Annotated in this window: 12 protein-coding genes and 1 pseudogene; 6 read left to right on the forward strand and 7 right to left on the reverse strand. The window is 72.0% G+C overall.

Annotated elements, in window-relative coordinates:
- Positions 1-45 precede the first annotated feature (45 nt).
- The 4 genes and pseudogenes from ASF20_RS02465 to ASF20_RS02480 all read right to left on the reverse strand — a co-directional run.
- A complete protein-coding gene (locus tag ASF20_RS02465) occupies positions 46-906 on the reverse strand; it encodes a universal stress protein (RefSeq protein ID WP_056270448.1) in 861 nt (286 codons plus the stop codon).
- 115 nt (positions 907-1,021) lie between these two features.
- Positions 1,022-3,613 (reverse strand): cation-transporting P-type ATPase, encoded by a 2,592-nt coding sequence (locus ASF20_RS02470; RefSeq protein WP_056270451.1) that lies wholly within the window; start codon positions 3,611-3,613, stop codon positions 1,022-1,024.
- A gap of 769 nt (positions 3,614-4,382) precedes the next feature.
- Positions 4,383-4,658, reverse strand: coding sequence for a hypothetical protein (locus ASF20_RS02475; RefSeq protein WP_200927181.1), 276 nt, complete (start codon positions 4,656-4,658; stop codon positions 4,383-4,385).
- Between the two features lie 114 nt (positions 4,659-4,772).
- Positions 4,773-5,684, reverse strand: a pseudogene (locus ASF20_RS02480) (bifunctional enoyl-CoA hydratase/phosphate acetyltransferase); the annotation flags it as partial.
- 508 nt (positions 5,685-6,192) lie between these two features.
- Between ASF20_RS02480 and ASF20_RS02485 the strand changes: the two are divergent.
- The 4 genes from ASF20_RS02485 to ASF20_RS02500 all read left to right on the forward strand — a co-directional run bounded on the left by ASF20_RS02485 (position 6,193) and on the right by ASF20_RS02500 (position 8,959).
- Entirely contained in the window at positions 6,193-7,371 is a 1,179-nt protein-coding gene (locus ASF20_RS02485) for a S41 family peptidase (RefSeq protein WP_280136462.1), read from the forward strand.
- Between the two features lie 49 nt (positions 7,372-7,420).
- A complete protein-coding gene (locus tag ASF20_RS02490) occupies positions 7,421-7,768 on the forward strand; it encodes a DUF1476 domain-containing protein (protein ID WP_056270454.1) in 348 nt (115 codons plus the stop codon).
- A 52-nt stretch (positions 7,769-7,820) separates the two neighbouring features.
- Entirely contained in the window at positions 7,821-8,471 is a 651-nt protein-coding gene (locus ASF20_RS02495) for a BON domain-containing protein (RefSeq protein ID WP_056270457.1), read from the forward strand.
- Positions 8,472-8,560: 89 nt separating this feature from the next.
- Positions 8,561-8,959 (forward strand): hypothetical protein, encoded by a 399-nt coding sequence (locus tag ASF20_RS02500; protein ID WP_056270460.1) that lies wholly within the window; start codon positions 8,561-8,563, stop codon positions 8,957-8,959.
- 139 nt (positions 8,960-9,098) lie between these two features.
- Here ASF20_RS02500 and ASF20_RS02505 read toward each other — a convergent pair whose 3' ends face one another.
- The 3 genes from ASF20_RS02505 to ASF20_RS02515 are packed head-to-tail and all read right to left on the reverse strand — an operon-like array spanning position 9,099 to position 13,049.
- Positions 9,099-9,299 carry a polyhydroxyalkanoate synthesis regulator DNA-binding domain-containing protein gene (locus tag ASF20_RS02505; RefSeq protein ID WP_056270463.1) on the reverse strand — a complete coding sequence of 67 codons (201 nt, stop codon included), beginning with the start codon at positions 9,297-9,299 and terminating at the stop codon, positions 9,099-9,101.
- Positions 9,300-9,354: 55 nt separating this feature from the next.
- Positions 9,355-10,524, reverse strand: coding sequence for an acetate/propionate family kinase (locus ASF20_RS02510; RefSeq protein ID WP_082501136.1), 1,170 nt, complete (start codon positions 10,522-10,524; stop codon positions 9,355-9,357).
- Positions 10,521-13,049 (reverse strand): phosphoketolase family protein, encoded by a 2,529-nt coding sequence (locus ASF20_RS02515; protein ID WP_056270466.1) that lies wholly within the window; start codon positions 13,047-13,049, stop codon positions 10,521-10,523. Before ASF20_RS02515 ends, ASF20_RS02510 begins: the two co-directional genes overlap by 4 nt.
- Positions 13,050-13,250: 201 nt before the next feature.
- On the opposite strand from ASF20_RS02515, the gene ASF20_RS24805 reads away from it, so the two are divergent.
- Complete coding sequence (locus tag ASF20_RS24805) at positions 13,251-13,619, forward strand: hypothetical protein (protein WP_244476312.1); 369 nt, start codon at positions 13,251-13,253, stop codon at positions 13,617-13,619.
- 108 nt (positions 13,620-13,727) lie between these two features.
- A complete protein-coding gene (locus ASF20_RS02525; protein ID WP_056270469.1) occupies positions 13,728-14,738 on the forward strand; it encodes a zinc-binding alcohol dehydrogenase family protein in 1,011 nt (336 codons plus the stop codon).
- Positions 14,739-14,754 lie beyond the last annotated feature (16 nt).

Raw genomic sequence — 14,754 nt, forward strand, 5'->3', positions numbered from 1 at the left:
CCGTCCTGCGTGGGGCCCTGCTTGCGGCCGCCGGAGGCGCCCCGGTCAGTGGGACAGGTACAGAGGCAAGGGGCTGCGCTTGAGGAGGGACTGCGTCACGCCGCCGAGGTACCACTCCTGGAGGCGCGAATGCCGGTAGGCGCCCATCACCAGCATGTCGGCGCCGATCTCGCCGGCCCGGACCCTGAGCGTCTCGGCGACGTCGCCGACGACCGGCACGTCGACCGCGGAAACCGTCACGCCATGCCGCGCGAGGTGCGGGGCGAACTCGGCGCCGGCCGCGCAGGTCGAGAGGTCCTTCTCCCCGACGACGGACACGACTTCCACCAGCTCCGCCGCGCGCAGGAACGGCAGCGCGTCGTTCGCCGCCCGGGCCGCCCGGGCGCTGCCGTCCCAGGCGACGAGGATCTGCCGCGCGGCATAGGTCTCGCAGCCGGGCGGAACCACGAGGAGCGGTCGCCCGCTCCGGAAGAGGATCCCGTCGATGAGGTCGCGGTCGAGATCGAGCTCCCTCGCCTCGGCATCGAGGACGGTCAGGTCCGCGAGCCGCGCGCGGGCGGTGAGCCGCGCGACCAGGTCCGTGTAGGCAAGGTAAGGCGCCTCGGCCGTGCAGGTCACGCCCACGCTGGCGGCGTCCGCCACGGCGCATTCGGCCAGGGCCTGCGCGAGGCCGCGCAGCCGCCTGTTTTCGGTCGCCACGAGGTCGTTCACGAACCCCCACGCCCCGCCGGCGACCACGGCCAGGCGCCGTGCCGCGGATTGGACGGTGAGGTGGGCGCGCGTTGCGGCGGCGAGCGAAAGTCCGTAAGCCAGAGCGGTTTCGGCCTCGTCGCCGCGGCCCTCCTCGGTGAGGCACACGAGAACATCGCGGATCTCGGCGTGCGGGGATGAGAGCGGACGGGACATGCGGGGCTCCGGGCGTTTTGACGGACCCAGTTTCGCACCGCGGTTCGGTCCCGCGTTGATCCATCGCAACGCCGGCCGGTCGGGTCGCCTGGGCATCGCGCCGGGACGGCGGCCGTCATGTCCTGCCGACGGGTCCGCGGGCGCCCCTGGCCATCGTCCCGACCTGGACGAGCAGGAGCGGGGCGACGCTCGCGCCGAGGATGATCGCCCACATGGTCGCGTCGGGCGGCTCGAGGCCGAGCACCTTCCCGGCCGCGGGCACGTAAGCCGGGCCGACGAGCAGCACCGTGCAGAGAAGGAGGGCGGCCCAGACCCAGGGGTTGCGCGTCACCTCGTTGCGAAATGGCTTCGCGCCGGAGGCCCGCATGTTGAAGACCTGCCAGAGTTGCGCGAAGGCGAGGGTCAGGAAAGTCACGGTCACGCTGGAGGCCCGGTCGAGGCCGAACCAGGATTCGGCGACCGCCAGCCCCGCGAAGGTCGCGACCGTCAGAACGGCGGCGTGCAGGACGATCCGCACCCATTGGGGACGTCCGAGGATGGGCTCGCGCGGGTCGCGCGGCGGTCGTGCGAGGATGTCGTCCCGTCCCTCGCACATCGCCAGGGCGAAGGCCGGGAAGACGTCGGTCACGACGTTGAGGTAGAGGATCTGCAGCGGCTGGATGGGGAGCGGCAGGGCGGAGACGATGGCGAGTCCGACGATCATCACCTCGCTCAGGTTGCAGGCGAGGAGATAGGCGGCGAAGCGGCGGATGTTGTCGAAGATGATCCGCCCCTCGCGGATCGCGCCCACGATGGTCGGGAAGGCGTCGTCCATGAGGATCATGGCAGCCGCCTCACGCGCCACGTCCGTCCCCCTCCGCCCCATCGCCACGCCGATATCCGCCTGCTTCAGCGCCGGCGCGTCGTTGACGCCGTCGCCCGTCATGGCGACGATCTCGCCCTTCGCCTGGTACGCCCTGACCAGGGACAGTTTCTCGGCGGGGCTCACCCGCGCGAAGACCGCGACCTCGTCCAGGCGGCCCGGGATCTCGCCGGTGCTGCCGCCCTCGACGACGCGGTCCCCGCGGCCGGCGAGCCCGACCGCGCGCGCGATGCTGAGGGCCGTGACGGCGTGGTCGCCGGTCACCATGACCACGCGAATGCCCGCGGCGCGGCAGGCGGCCAGAGCCTCCGGAACGTCCGACCTGGCGGGGTCTTCCAGTCCGACCAGACCGAGGAACGTGAGGTCCCGGAAGGGATGGCCCCCCGCAGCGCCCCCCGACCTCTCCGCGCAGGCAATGACCCGCAGGCCCCGCGCGGCCAGGTCTTCGACGCGACGCCGCCACAGGTCCCGGGCGCCGTCGTCCAGCGGGACGTCCCGCTCCGCGCCACCGACCGAGCGCGAGGCGGCCAGAACGGCCTCCGGGGCCCCCTTGACCGCCACCCAGTGGCCCGGTTCGACGGCATGGACGGTGGCCATCATGCGGGTGCCCGCATCGAAGGCGTGCTTCCCCACGAGCGGCCGGTCGCGCAGGAGTGCCGCGCGGTCGAGCCCGACCGAGCGACCCGCCCGCAGCAGCGCCTGTTCCATCGGGTCGCCGCTGCCCTGCTGGGAATCCTGCCCCAGGGAGGCGTCGTTGCAGAGGACCGCGACGCGAAGCAACCGTCCGGTCTCGGCGGCGGAGCCTGGATCGGTCGGGTCGGCCTCGCCCGACGGCACCGACAGCCACCGCACCGTCATGCGGTTCTCGGTGAGCGTGCCCGTCTTGTCGGTGAGGATCACCGTGGTGGCGCCGAGGGTCTCGACAGCCGACAGACGCTCGATCAACGCATTCCGCCGCGCCATCCGCCACATCCCGCGCGCTAGCGCCAGGGTCGCGACGACCGGCAAGCCCTCCGGGATGGCCGCGACCGCCAGCGCGATGCCGGCCTCGGTCATGAGGCGGAGATCCTTGCCGGTCGCCACGCCGAGGCCCGCGAGGACGAGGGCAAGCGCCAGGATCACCCAGACCATCTGGCGGGACAGACGTTCCAGGCGCCGTTCCAAGGGCGAGGTGTCCGGCTCGGCCTGCGCGACGAGGCGTGCGACGGCGCCGAGTTCGGTTCCCAGGCCGGTCGCCACGACGATACCGAGGCCGCTGCCGCGCGTGATCAGCGTGCCGCGGAACAGCATGCAGGTGCGCTCGGCGAGCCGCGCGTCCGGGGCGACCGGCTCCGGCGCCTTGTCCACGGGCACCGACTCGCCCGTGAGGGTGGACTCGTCCGCGCCCAGGTTCGACGCCTCGACCAGCCGGATGTCGGCCGGGACGGCATCGCCGCCTTCGACCAACACGATGTCCCCCGGTACGAGATCCTCTGCGGGAAGCACCCGTGCGTGCCCATCGCGGCGCACGCGGGCCGAGCGCGTCCCGAGCGCCCGCAACCCCTCGACGGACCGCGCCGCCCTCAGTTCGGTCGAGAAGCCAAGGCCGGTGTTGATGGCCAGCACCGCGATGATCGCGGTCGCCTCCTGCCAGTCGCCGAAGTAGAGCGAGAGCGCACCCGCCGCGGCGAGCAGGGAGACGACCGGGCTCATGAACTGGTTCAGGAGCAGGGCGAGCGCGCCGGCCTTCTCCTTCGTGGCAATCACGTTCGGGCCGAAGCGGGCGAGCCGTCGCCGGGCCTCCGCGTCCGTCAGGCCCGCGCTCTGGCACGTTCCGAACATCTCTGGAACGTCCCCGCTCGGCACGGCATGGGCGCCCTCCTTCCCAGCCAGCGTCGAACGGGGTGCGGTGCGCGGGTCCCAAGGCGCGGCCCCGATGTCCTGCCGGGTGGATCCGTGCGCGGCGATCGGGCGTTCGGGACCGTGAGGTGCCACGGCCGGATCGCAGGCCGTCCTGGGGCTGCCGTGGGGTTGATCGCATGCCATCTGAAAGCCCGGTCTGGTCCGCCCCGTCCCAGTCTCCCGATTGTCGGCCGGCCGGGCGTTGATCCGCGTCAACGTCCAAGCGGATCGGCATCGGGCGCTGTGAGCATCGAAGCACTGCCCGAGGCCTGCGTTCGGACGCGCGGATTCCCCGAGAAGGCAAATGGAGCCGGCCACAGGCACCGGACGCTCCGTTCGCCCAAGAAGGCTCAGAGGCCTTCAACGGCAGCGGTCGTGACCTCGGTGCCGGGCGCAGCGACGATGCCGGTGCTCGCGATAGCCGCGTACGATACGTCTGTGCGTCGGTGACACGAGGCCTGCCCCGAGCCGGCGGACCGAGCCGACCGCTGTCGAAACCGGGGCCGCGGCGATGACCGTTGCAAGCCCAAAGCTGAGCGCGTTCGGGCACATTGCCGCCTCTCACGGCCCGGGGCACCGCAATGGAGAGACGGACGAGCGGACGGGTTAAACGGACTGCCGCCGGACGAAGCGCGCGCCGTTCGGAGAGAACGCCCGGTGGGCGCCGGGTGGCGTTCCCGCCCTCGGTTCGCGTGCGCAGCGGCTGCGTTCCGTACAGTCCGAGCAGCCCGCCTCAAGGGCCCGCATGGCCGCGAGCTGTTGCCGCTGCCTGGCTACGGGGTCGAGGCTCAGGCGTCGCCGCGGGTCCGCGATGACGCGGCGCCTCGTGATGGCGCCCGAGCCGGAGGGAGGCCGGGCCGGGCGCCCCGGCCTCCAGCATCGTCTCCATCATCTCCCCGTCGACGTTCCGGAGTTCCTCAGCAGCCTTCAGCAGGCCGCACCACTCGTCCGTCGCGGCGACGATGCCGAAGGGGTCGAACGGGTCGGGCTCGTCGATGGGGGAGGACATCGCAATCTCCGTCTGGCTCGGGAATCCTCCGCACCGGACCGCGGCCCCGCGGGGACCGGGCTGGCGGGCATGTCGATCCAGTGCCGCGGCCGTCGGCCGGGGCCATGATCTGGATCAAGGCCCCTCGGCGGATCGACGGACGGTGCCAGACCCGATGCAGCGGTGGGGCGCGCTGAGACGCGCCATGGCGCATGACGCCACCCGGGACGGTTCGCCCTCGGACCGGCTGGTCACGACGATCGGCACGCTCGCGCCCAGAACCAGGCCGGCGGCCTCGGCGCCGGCGAGGTGCACCAACTGCTTGGCCAGCATGTTCCCCGACACGAGGTCCGGCACGACGAGCACGTCGGCATCGCCCGCGACCCGTGAGACGATGTGCTTGGCCGCGGCCGCCGGTCCCGACACCGCATTGTCGAGGGCGAGGGGGCCATCGACGATGCCACCGGTGATCTGGCCCCGTTCAGCCATCTTGCAGAGCGCGGCGGCATCGACGGTCGAGACGATCCGCGCGTTGACGGTCTCGACGGCGGAGAGAACCGCGACCTTCGGCTCCCGGATGCCGAGGGCGTGGCAGAGCTCGATGGCGTTCTGGACGATGTCGCGCTTGTCATCGAGCGAGGGGGCGATGTTGACCGCCGCGTCCGTGATGAAGAGCGGCTTGGGATGATGCGGCACGTCGAGCGCGTAGACGTGGCTCATCCGCCGCTCGGTTCGCAGACCCCCCGCCTTTCGGACGGCGGCCTGCATCATCTCGTCGGTATGGAGCGCCCCCTTCATCAGGGCGGCGACTTTCCCGGTACGCGCGAGCGCCACCGCCGTCTCGGCCGCCGCATGGCTGTGCCGCGCGTCGACGAGCTCGAAGCCATCGAGCGCGAGGCCAGCCTCGGCGGCGACCGCCCGTATCCGCGCCTCCGGTCCGACCAGGACGGGTTCGATCAGACCCGCCTCCCAGGCCGCGACCGCACCCCGGAGGGAGGTCGCATCGCAGGGATGGACGATGGCCATCCGGATCGGCGCGAGACCGCGGGCAGCCTCGCGCCATCCCCGAAGGGACGTCGCATTCCCGACCGTTCGGGGATCGCCGGTCCGTCCCCCCTCGTCGCCGACCGCGAGGCGTGCCCCGCGGGTCGCCGCGGCTCCGAGGGACAGGCGCCAGGTCATGCGGTGCTCCGCTGCGACCAGGCGCAGACCCTGTCGGCACGGGAAGCCGGGAACCTTGATCCATCTCAAGGCAGGGGTGACCGTGGCCTGGGCAGTCTCGCGGATGCCTTCCCCGAGGCCTGTCCATCCCGAGGCCTGCCCATCGCGAGGCCTGCCCATGCCCGGCCCGAACGACGCCCAACCCGCGCGACGGGCGATCCCTCGTCGGGTTCGCCACCGCTCCCGCTGGCTGGCCGGCCTCGCGGCCGTTGCCGCCACCCTCCTGGCGTGCACGGCATCCCCGGACGCCCGGCGGGGGACCGGGGAAAGGACCGGGGATAGGCCCGGCGGTCTCTACGAAGCCCTCAGCGTCTTCGGAGCGGCGTTCCATGCCATCCGCGCGAAGGCGGCGGAGGAGCGCCGCGACGATCAGCTCGTGGATGCGGCGATCTCCGGGATGGTCGCATCGTTGGATCCGTACTCGGGATACGTGACCGCGGCCGAGCTTCAGGCGTTCGACGAGGAGGATACCGGGACTTACGCGGGGATCGGCGTGACGGTCGAGGCAGGCGGGCGCGTCCGGTCCGCCTTGCCCGGCGCCCCGGCGGCCCGGGCCGGTCTGCACGCCGGAACGATCATCGAGCGGATCGACGGCAGGGCCGTCCACACCATCGACCGCACCGGGATCGTCGACCTCCTGCGCGGTGATCCTGGAACCGCCGTGCACCTGCGGGTCCGCCTTTCGGAGAGACAGGCCGCCACCGAGGTCGCCCTGACACGGGAGTGGCTTCCCCTGCACCCGGTCCGCACGCGTCTTCTGGGCACCGTGGGCTATGTCGGGCTCGACCACTTCGACGACTTCACCACCGGGAGGCTGCTCAAGGCCATGGCGGGCCTCCAGGCTCACATCGGTCCGGAGGCGATCACGGGTCTCGTCCTCGACCTGCGCGGGAACCCCGGCGGTCTCGTCGTGCAGGCCGTTGCGGTCGCCGGGGCGTTCCTGGGGCGGGGAGAGATCGTGCGCCTGGTGGGACGCGGCCCCGGGGACGTCGAGCGTTTCGCGCTCGACCGCGGCGGCAAGGACCTCGTCGACGGGCTTCCCCTGGTGGTGCTCGTGGACGGCGACACCGCCTCCGCGGCCGAGATCGTGGCCGGCGCGCTTCAGGACCACCGACGCGCGACCCTGGTCGGGACGCGCACCTATGGAAAGGGTGCCGTCCAGACGACGTATCTCCATCGCAGCGGACGCGGCCTGCGACTGACGACGGCCTGGTTCGTCACGCCGGCGGGCCGAAGGGTGCAGGGACGCGGCATCGAGCCCGACGTCGTGGTCGCGCAGGATGGCGATGTCACGACGCGGGACGAGGAAGCGGTGCCGACCGGCCATCCCGACGGGGACGCCACGTCCCTGCAGAACGGCATCGTCGAGGATGCCCGCATCGATCCGGCCGGCGATGCCCCGCTCGCGACCGCACTCCGGCATCTCGGGACCGTGGTGGAGAGCCGTGCCGGACGCCGCCCGCCGGGCCTTGATCTGCCTCAAGGTGCGCGCATCCCGGCGGGGCGAGAGTGAGGGAGCCGTTTCGACGTGGCCCGACGTGGCCCGACAGGTGAGGCATCCGATGAACACGACGTTCGACGAGCGCGAGCGGGCCTTCGAGAGCCGCTTCGCCCACGAGGAGGAGTTGCGCTTCCAGGCGCGTGTCCGCCGCAATCGCCTGCTGGCGACCTGGGCGGCCGAGCGGATGCACCTGACCGGGGACGCGGCCTCCGCCTACGTCACGTCCTTCGCCGAGGAAGCCGTGGTGTCCGACGACGACGCCTTGCTCGCGCGCCTTCGCGCGGACCTTCGTGCCTGCGGCATCGACGAGCCCCTTGCGAACCTGCGCCGGGAAATGGAGCGCTGCATCGCCTTCGTCCGCGCCGAACAGCGCGTCGGGCTTGCGCTGGATCAAGGCTCCTTCGCGTAGGGCGCGTCATCCTGGTCCGGACTTCCTCACGACAGCAGACGGGAGAGACGCCATGACCGACAAGGATCTTCGCCGCGATGTGCTCGACGAGCTCGACTTCGACCCGAGCCTGGATGCCGCCGAGATCGGCATCGCCGTCTCGAACGGCGTGGTGACCCTGACGGGGCATGTCGGCAGCTATGCCGAGAAGGTGGAGGCCGAGCGCGCGGCGAAACGGGTCAAGGGCGTGCGGGCCATCGCCCAGGAGATCCAGGTTCGCCTTCCCGACGCCAAGAAGATCGAGGACGATCAGATCGCCGCGCGGGCCCTGGCCATCCTCGACTGGTCCGTCCACCTCCCGAAGGACGCCATCCAGGTGAAGGTCGCGCAGGGCTGGGTGACGCTCACCGGGGCGGTGCCCTGGCAGTACCAGGCGATGGGCGCCGAGGCGGCCGTCCGCAAGCTCTCCGGCGTCTTCGGTGTGACGAACCTCGTCGAGGTCAGGCCGGACGTGCAACCGACGGCGGTCAAGGCGAAGATCCTGGAGGCGTTCCGGCGGAACGCCCTGTTCGAGGCGGACGCGATCAAGGTCAGCGTCGAGGGCGACCGGGTCACCCTGGAGGGGGCCGTCACGGTCGGCATCGAACGGGATGCCGCCGAGCGGGCGGCCTGGTCCGTACCGGGCGTCCGGACCGTCGTCGATCACATCGTCGCCCTGCGCTGAGGAGACGGGACATGCCTCATGGGACACAGGGATCCTCCCCATCCGACCAGCGACACGGCAAGCCTCCCGGACAGCACGCCCTGCCGGGGATGCTGTATCGGGTGACCCTGACGCTGGCCCGCTGCCCGGACTTTCCGGACGGCAGCGTGGCCCGGGGCTACGAGATGGTCGTGCCGCTCGGACCGGACGGGCACCTCGATCCCGCGCTCTGGCGCGAGACCCGCGACAGTTGCCGCGTGCGCCGCTTCTGGGCGGGCCAACGCGACCGCGACGGTCGCCTCGTTCACCGGGCCGGCGGGGAGGGCGGCGCGACCTGGCTGATCGACTACGAGGATTGGACGAACGAGGACGACGAGCCGGGCTACCACCTCGGCACGCACGCCTTCGTTCCGGGCGACTACGTCTCGATCCGTGATGCCGACGACGGAGTCTACCGCACGTTCATGGTCGCCCGCGTCGGCCGCGCCGGCGCTGGACGTCAGACCTGACGCCGAGGGTTCCCACGGAGGGAAGGCGGGCCGCTCGCGGCGATGGAGCCGGTCGCTCCGGGCCTCGGGTGCGACCGCTCCGAAGCGAGATCGGCGGTGAGCGGTGGCGCGCGGCCCGTGCGGGGTTTCGGCCCGCCGCTCACTGGAGATTCGGGGGAACGACCTCGTGGGTGACGTCCTGACCCGACCCGGCTTCGCGCACGCTGATCCTGACGCCGCGGCGGATCAGCCGCTCCAGGTCCTCGGGCGCCAGGTAGGCTCGGCTCTCGGGGTCGTAGAGCCTGCACCCGCCATACCGTTTGAGCTGGCGGACGGGTGAGGGCTTCGTGTTGGGCGTCATCTCGACTGCGCGGCGCCGGCCGCCTCCGACGTGGGACAGATCTTATCTGGAATAATTAAAGTCTGGGCGCCGGATGTGCAAGGGCCGGCGCCCGGGCCGCGCGCCCCTCGAGGCCCCCGTGCACCGAGCCTCCGGTCGCGACCGCGATCTCACGCTCCTCGTCGGCGGAGACGACGCGGACCTGCACGCGGGAGGCGCGGGCCCCGATGACGCTTGCGGCACGGGCGTTGGCGTCCGCGTCGAGGGCCACGCCTGCGAACCCCAGTCCGCGGCAGACGGCGGTGCGGACCTCGGCGGCGTGCTCGCCGACGCCCCCGGTGAACACGAGGGTGTCGAGGCCGCCGAGGGCCGCGATCAGCGAGCCCGCCTCGCGCACGATCCTGTAGGCGAACAGGTCGAGGGCCTCCCGCGCATCGGGACTTGGGCTCGCCGCCAGCACCCGCACGTCGTCGCTGATCCCCGAGACCCCGAGGAGGCCCGACCGCTCGTTGAGGAGCGAGGCCACCGCATCGGGCGACAGGCCGCGCTCGCGGATCAGGTGCAGGACCAGGCCCGGATCCACCGAGCCGCTGCGGGTGCCCATCATCACCCCGTCGAGCGTCGTGAAGCCCATGGTGGTGGCGACGCTGCGCCCGTCCCGGATGGCGCAGAGGCTGGCCCCGTGCCCGAGATGGGCGGCGAGCACCCGGCCCTGCGGGCAGAACCGGGCGACGTGGGCGTAGGAGAGGCCGTGGAAGCCGAAGCGGACGAAGCCCTCGTCGAGGAGGGCGCGGGGAAGGGGATAGATCTGGGCGAGCCGGTCCTGGGTGCGATGGAAGGCGGTGTCGAAGCAGGCGACCTGCGGCAGGTCAGGCCAGGTCTCCGTCACCGTCCGGATGCAGGCCAACGCCTGGGGCTGATGGGCCGGCGCCAGCGGGACCAACGTCTCCAGGTCGGCGAGCACCTCGGCATCGAGGCGCACCGGCGCGGCGTAGCGCAAGCCCCCGTGGACGATGCGGTGCCCGGCCGCCGTCGGCGCGGCGGGCAGCCGTCCGAAGAGCCACCGGGCGACCTCGGGATGGTCCCCGGCCGGGGGCTGCTCGTCGTCGCGGGCCAGGCCATCCACCGCGAGCCGCGGGGCGTTTCCGATGTCGGCGACGTGCGCGCGCCAGACCGGGGCATCCGCACCGGGCCGGAACAAGGCGCAGCGCAGGCTGGAGGAGCCGGCGTTGAGGACGAGGATCATTGCTCGATTTCCGGCAGGACCGTCCAGCCGTCGACGGTCTCGCCGGCCGGGGGCTCGTGCCTGTCCGGCGGATCGCCCTGCATCAGGTCCGCCTCGATCCGGCGCCGGTCGGCGTGCGCGGGGCCCTCGGGCCAGACCCAGTCCCGGACCGCCGGCAGATCGTCGCCGGTCCGGCAGACGTGCTCGCGATGGGTCGCCAGCACGTCCCGAAGCGCCTCCTGGGCGTGTTCCCCCCGGGCGCCCAGCCGCGGCGCGGCCTGCAGGGCGGCCTGTGCGAGATGGAACCGGTCGAGCCGGTTCAGGACGCACATGTCGAAGGGCGTCGTCGTCGTGCCTTCCTCGATGAAGCCGTGCACGTGGAAGTTGCCGTGGTTCGTCCGCTTGTAGGTCAGCCGATGGATGAGCCAGGGATAGCCGTGATAGGCGAACACCACCGGCCGGTCGCGCGTGAAGAGGCTGTCGAAGGTCGGGTCGTCGAGTCCGTGCGGATGCATCTCGCGCGACGCCAACGTCATCAGATCGACGACGTTGACGACCCGGACCCGCAGCTCGGGAACATGCCGGCGCAGCCAGTCCACGGCCGCGAGGGTCTCCATCGTCGGCACGTCCCCGGCGCAGGCCATCACCACGTCGGGCTCGGACTCGCCCTCGTTCGTCGCCCAATTCCAGATGGAGGCGCCGGCCGCGCAGTGCTTGGCCGCCTCGTCCGGGCTGAGCCATTGCAGGGCGGGCTGCTTGCCGGCCACCACCACGTTGATGCGGTCGTAGGTGCGCAGGCAGTGGTCCATGACGCACAGGAGGCTGTTCGCGTCCGGCGGCAGGTAGATGCGCGCCGTGTCGCCGCGCTTGTTGGCCACGAAGTCGATGAAGCCCGGGTCCTGGTGGCTGAATCCGTTGTGGTCCTGGCGCCAGACGTGCGACGACAGCAGGATGTTGAGGGAGGGGACCGGCCGACGCCAGGGCAGCTCGCGCGCGGACTTCAGCCACTTGGCGTGCTGGTTCACCATCGAATCGACCACGTGCGCGAAGGCCTCGTAGGTCGCGAACAGGCCGTGCCGGCCGGTGAGGACGTAGCCTTCGAGCCAGCCCTCGCAGAGATGCTCGCTCAACACCTCCATGACGCGCCCGTCGCGCCCGAGGTGGTCGTCGCCCGGCAGGATCGCTTCCTGCCACGCCCGGCTCGTCACCGCGAAGACGGCGTCGAGGCGGTTCGAGGCGGTCTCGTCGGGACCCATGATGCGGAAGTTGCGGGCCTCCGCGTTGAGGATCAGGACTTCGCGCAGGTAGGTCCCCAGCACGCGGGTCGCCTCGGCCCGGACCCGGCCGGGCTCGGGTACCGCGACGGCGAGGCGGCGCAGGTCCGGAAGGCGTAGGGGCGCGCTCGTGTGGGCATTGGCGTGCGGGTTGGCCGAGATGCGCCGTCGGCCCTTCGGGGGCAGTGCCGCGAGCTCCGGCACCAGCGCGCCGTCCTGCCCGAACAGCTCCTCGGGCCGGTAGGATCGCATCCAGGCTTCCAGGATGGCGCGATGGTCCGCGTTGTCCCGCACGGCGGCGACGGGAACCTGGTGCGCGCGCCAGGTCCCCTCGACGGGCTTGCCGTCGACGGTCTCGGGGCCGGTCCAGCCCTTCGGGCTGCGCAGCACGATCATGGGCCAGCGCGGCCGCTCGACCTTGCCCCGGTGGGAAGCGCTCCTGATCGCCGCGATGGCGTCGAAGGCCGCGTCGAGAGCCGTCGCCATGGCTTGGTGCATCGCGGCGGGCTCGTGGCCCTCGACGAAGGCCGGCTCGTAGCCGTAGCCGACGAGAAGGCTGCGCAGCTCCGCCTGCGGGATGCGGGCGAGAAGTGTCGGGTTGGCGATCTTGTAGCCGTTGAGGTGCAGGATCGGCAGGACGGTCCCGTCATGGCGCGGGTCGAGGAACTTGTTCGCGTGCCAGGAGGCGGCCAGCGGCCCGGTCTCCGCCTCGCCGTCGCCGACGATGCAGGCGACGGTCAGGTCCGGATTGTCGAGGGCCGCCCCGAAGGCATGCGCCAGTGAATAGCCGAGTTCGCCCCCCTCGTGGATGGAGCCCGGCAATTCGGGCGAGGCGTGGCTCGGGATCCCCCCGGGGAAGGAGAACTGGCGGAACAGACGGGTCATGCCGTCGAGGTCCTGCGCCACGTTCGGGTAGGTCTCGCTGTAGGTGCCCTCCAGGTAGGCGTTGGCGACGAGGCCCGGCGCCCCGTGGCCCGGCCCCCACACGGCGAGCATGTCGAGGTCGCGCTGCCGGATGACGCGGTTCAGGTGGGCGTAGATGAAGTTCAGTCCCGGCGTCGTGCCCCAGTGGCCGAGGAGCCGCGGCTTGATCTGCTCCGCCCCCAGGGGCTCGCGCAGCAGCGGGTTGTCCATCAGGTAGATCTGCCCGACCGACAGGTAGTTCGCGGCCCGCCAGTAGGCGTGGATCTCCCGCAACTGGTCCGGGCCAAGGGGACCGGGCGCGAAGGGGTCGGCAGGCGGGAGCGGGGTGCCTCCGCTGGCGGCGTCCAAGCCTCCATCCAAGCCTCCTGTGAGCGGCTCATCCATGTCGGGGTCCCGGGGTGCGGTGATCTTCCGGACATGATGCGGTCTGCCAAACGTCCCGCCTTGCGCTGGATCAACGCCGCTCCGTCCTGCCGGAGGCAGCCTGCGGATCGTTCTGCGCGCACAGGGATGCGGACCATGATGCCGGCGACTGCCCTTCTCCCCCTCATGGTCTGTCTGAGCGTCTCGCTTCCGGCGCGGGCGCAGTCCCGTGCGCCCGCACTGGTCTTTCACGGCAATTATTGCGGCCTGGGCAACAACGCCCCTCTCCCTCCCATCGACGCCCTCGATGCGGCGTGCGCACGGCACGACGCCTGTACCCCTGTCGCAGGCCTGCCTCCCGCCCCCTGCAATCTGCGCCTGCAGCGCGAGGCGGAACGCATCGCGCGCGATCCGAGGATGCCGGACGATGTGCGGACCCTGGCCGGCATCATCGCCGCCGGTGCCTCCGTGCTCCCCTTCGATCCGAGACCCGCAGCGGTCGTCGAAGCTCGGTCACCGCCCCCGAAGCCACGCGGCCGTCGCACCGCCGGGTGAGGGCCGATAGAGCGTCCGCGGGGGCAATCACCGGCCGCGCCGGCGGGTCGTCGCGCGACGTCACCTTGCGGAACGTCCGCAACGCGCCTGCTGTCGGAGGAGGGCACCATGTTCGCGATGGTCCTGCGGGAGGCCGGAGGATTTCTTGCCCCCGAGTGCCGCCCGACCCCGGAACCGGGGCCCGGCGAGGTCCGGATCCGGGTCGAGGCCTGCGCGGTCTGCCGCACGGACCTCCACCTCATCGACGGAGAACTCCCGCAGGCGACGTATCCCATCGTGCCCGGCCACGAAGTCGTCGGCATCGTCGCGGCGCGCGGCCCGGATGTCCGGGAGCCACCGTTGGGCAGCCGGGTCGGCGTGCCGTGGCTCGGGCATGCCTGCGGGCATTGCTCCCATTGCGAGGCCGGCCGCGAGAACCTCTGCGACGCGCCCGGCTTCACGGGCTGCACGCGCGACGGCGGCTTCGCGACCGACATCCTGGCCGAGGCAGCCTTCACGATCCCCCTCGGTGCCGATCTCGACCCGGTCGCGACGGCACCGCTGCTCTGCGCCGGCCTGATCGGATGGCGAACCTTGCGGATGGCCGGCGCGGCGGAGACGGTCGGGCTGTACGGCTTCGGCGCGGCGGCCCACATCATCGCCCAGGTCTGCCGATGGCAGGGCCGGCGTGTCTTCGCCTTCACCCGCCCCGGCGACCGCGAGACCCAGGCCTTCGCGCGATCCGTCGGGGCGGAGTGGGCCGGCGGGACGGACGCGCCGCCGCCGGCGCCGCTGGACGCCGCCCTCGTCTTCGCGCCGGACGGGGCCTTCGTCCCGACGGCGCTGAAAGCGGTGCGCAAGGGTGGCCGGGTCGTCTGTGGCGGCATCCACATGAGCGATATCCCCGCCTTTCCCTACGAACTTCTCTGGGGCGAGCGCGCGGTGCTGTCGGTGGCGAACCTGGCCCGCGAGGACGCCCGCAGCTTCTTCGCGCTCGTCCCGCGGGCGGGCATCGTTACCCACACGCGTCCCTACCCGCTGGAGCGGGCCAACGAGGCGATCGCGGATCACCGGTCCGGGATCTTGCGGGGGGCAGCCGTCCTGGTGCCTCAGCCGCTCGCCCGGCGCCCGACGACGTGAAGCCCGCAGGCCCCGA

Origin of the sequence: Methylobacterium sp. Leaf88 (assembly GCF_001422795.1) — a bacterium.
Lineage (GTDB): Bacteria > Pseudomonadota > Alphaproteobacteria > Rhizobiales > Beijerinckiaceae > Methylobacterium.

Coding starts and splice junctions, on each gene's coding strand:
- ASF20_RS02465 (WP_056270448.1), bottom strand. CDS start 906: ATGTCCCGTCCGCTCTCATCCCCGCACGCCGAGATCCGCGATGTTCTC.
- ASF20_RS02475 (WP_200927181.1), bottom strand. CDS start 4,658: ATGTCCTCCCCCATCGACGAGCCCGACCCGTTCGACCCCTTCGGCATC.
- ASF20_RS02490 (WP_056270454.1), top strand. CDS start 7,421: ATGAACACGACGTTCGACGAGCGCGAGCGGGCCTTCGAGAGCCGCTTC.
- ASF20_RS02495 (WP_056270457.1), top strand. CDS start 7,821: ATGACCGACAAGGATCTTCGCCGCGATGTGCTCGACGAGCTCGACTTC.
- ASF20_RS02500 (WP_056270460.1), top strand. CDS start 8,561: ATGCTGTATCGGGTGACCCTGACGCTGGCCCGCTGCCCGGACTTTCCG.
- ASF20_RS02505 (WP_056270463.1), bottom strand. CDS start 9,299: ATGACGCCCAACACGAAGCCCTCACCCGTCCGCCAGCTCAAACGGTAT.
- ASF20_RS02510 (WP_082501136.1), bottom strand. CDS start 10,524: ATGATCCTCGTCCTCAACGCCGGCTCCTCCAGCCTGCGCTGCGCCTTG.
- ASF20_RS24805 (WP_244476312.1), top strand. CDS start 13,251: ATGGTCTGTCTGAGCGTCTCGCTTCCGGCGCGGGCGCAGTCCCGTGCG.
- ASF20_RS02525 (WP_056270469.1), top strand. CDS start 13,728: ATGTTCGCGATGGTCCTGCGGGAGGCCGGAGGATTTCTTGCCCCCGAG.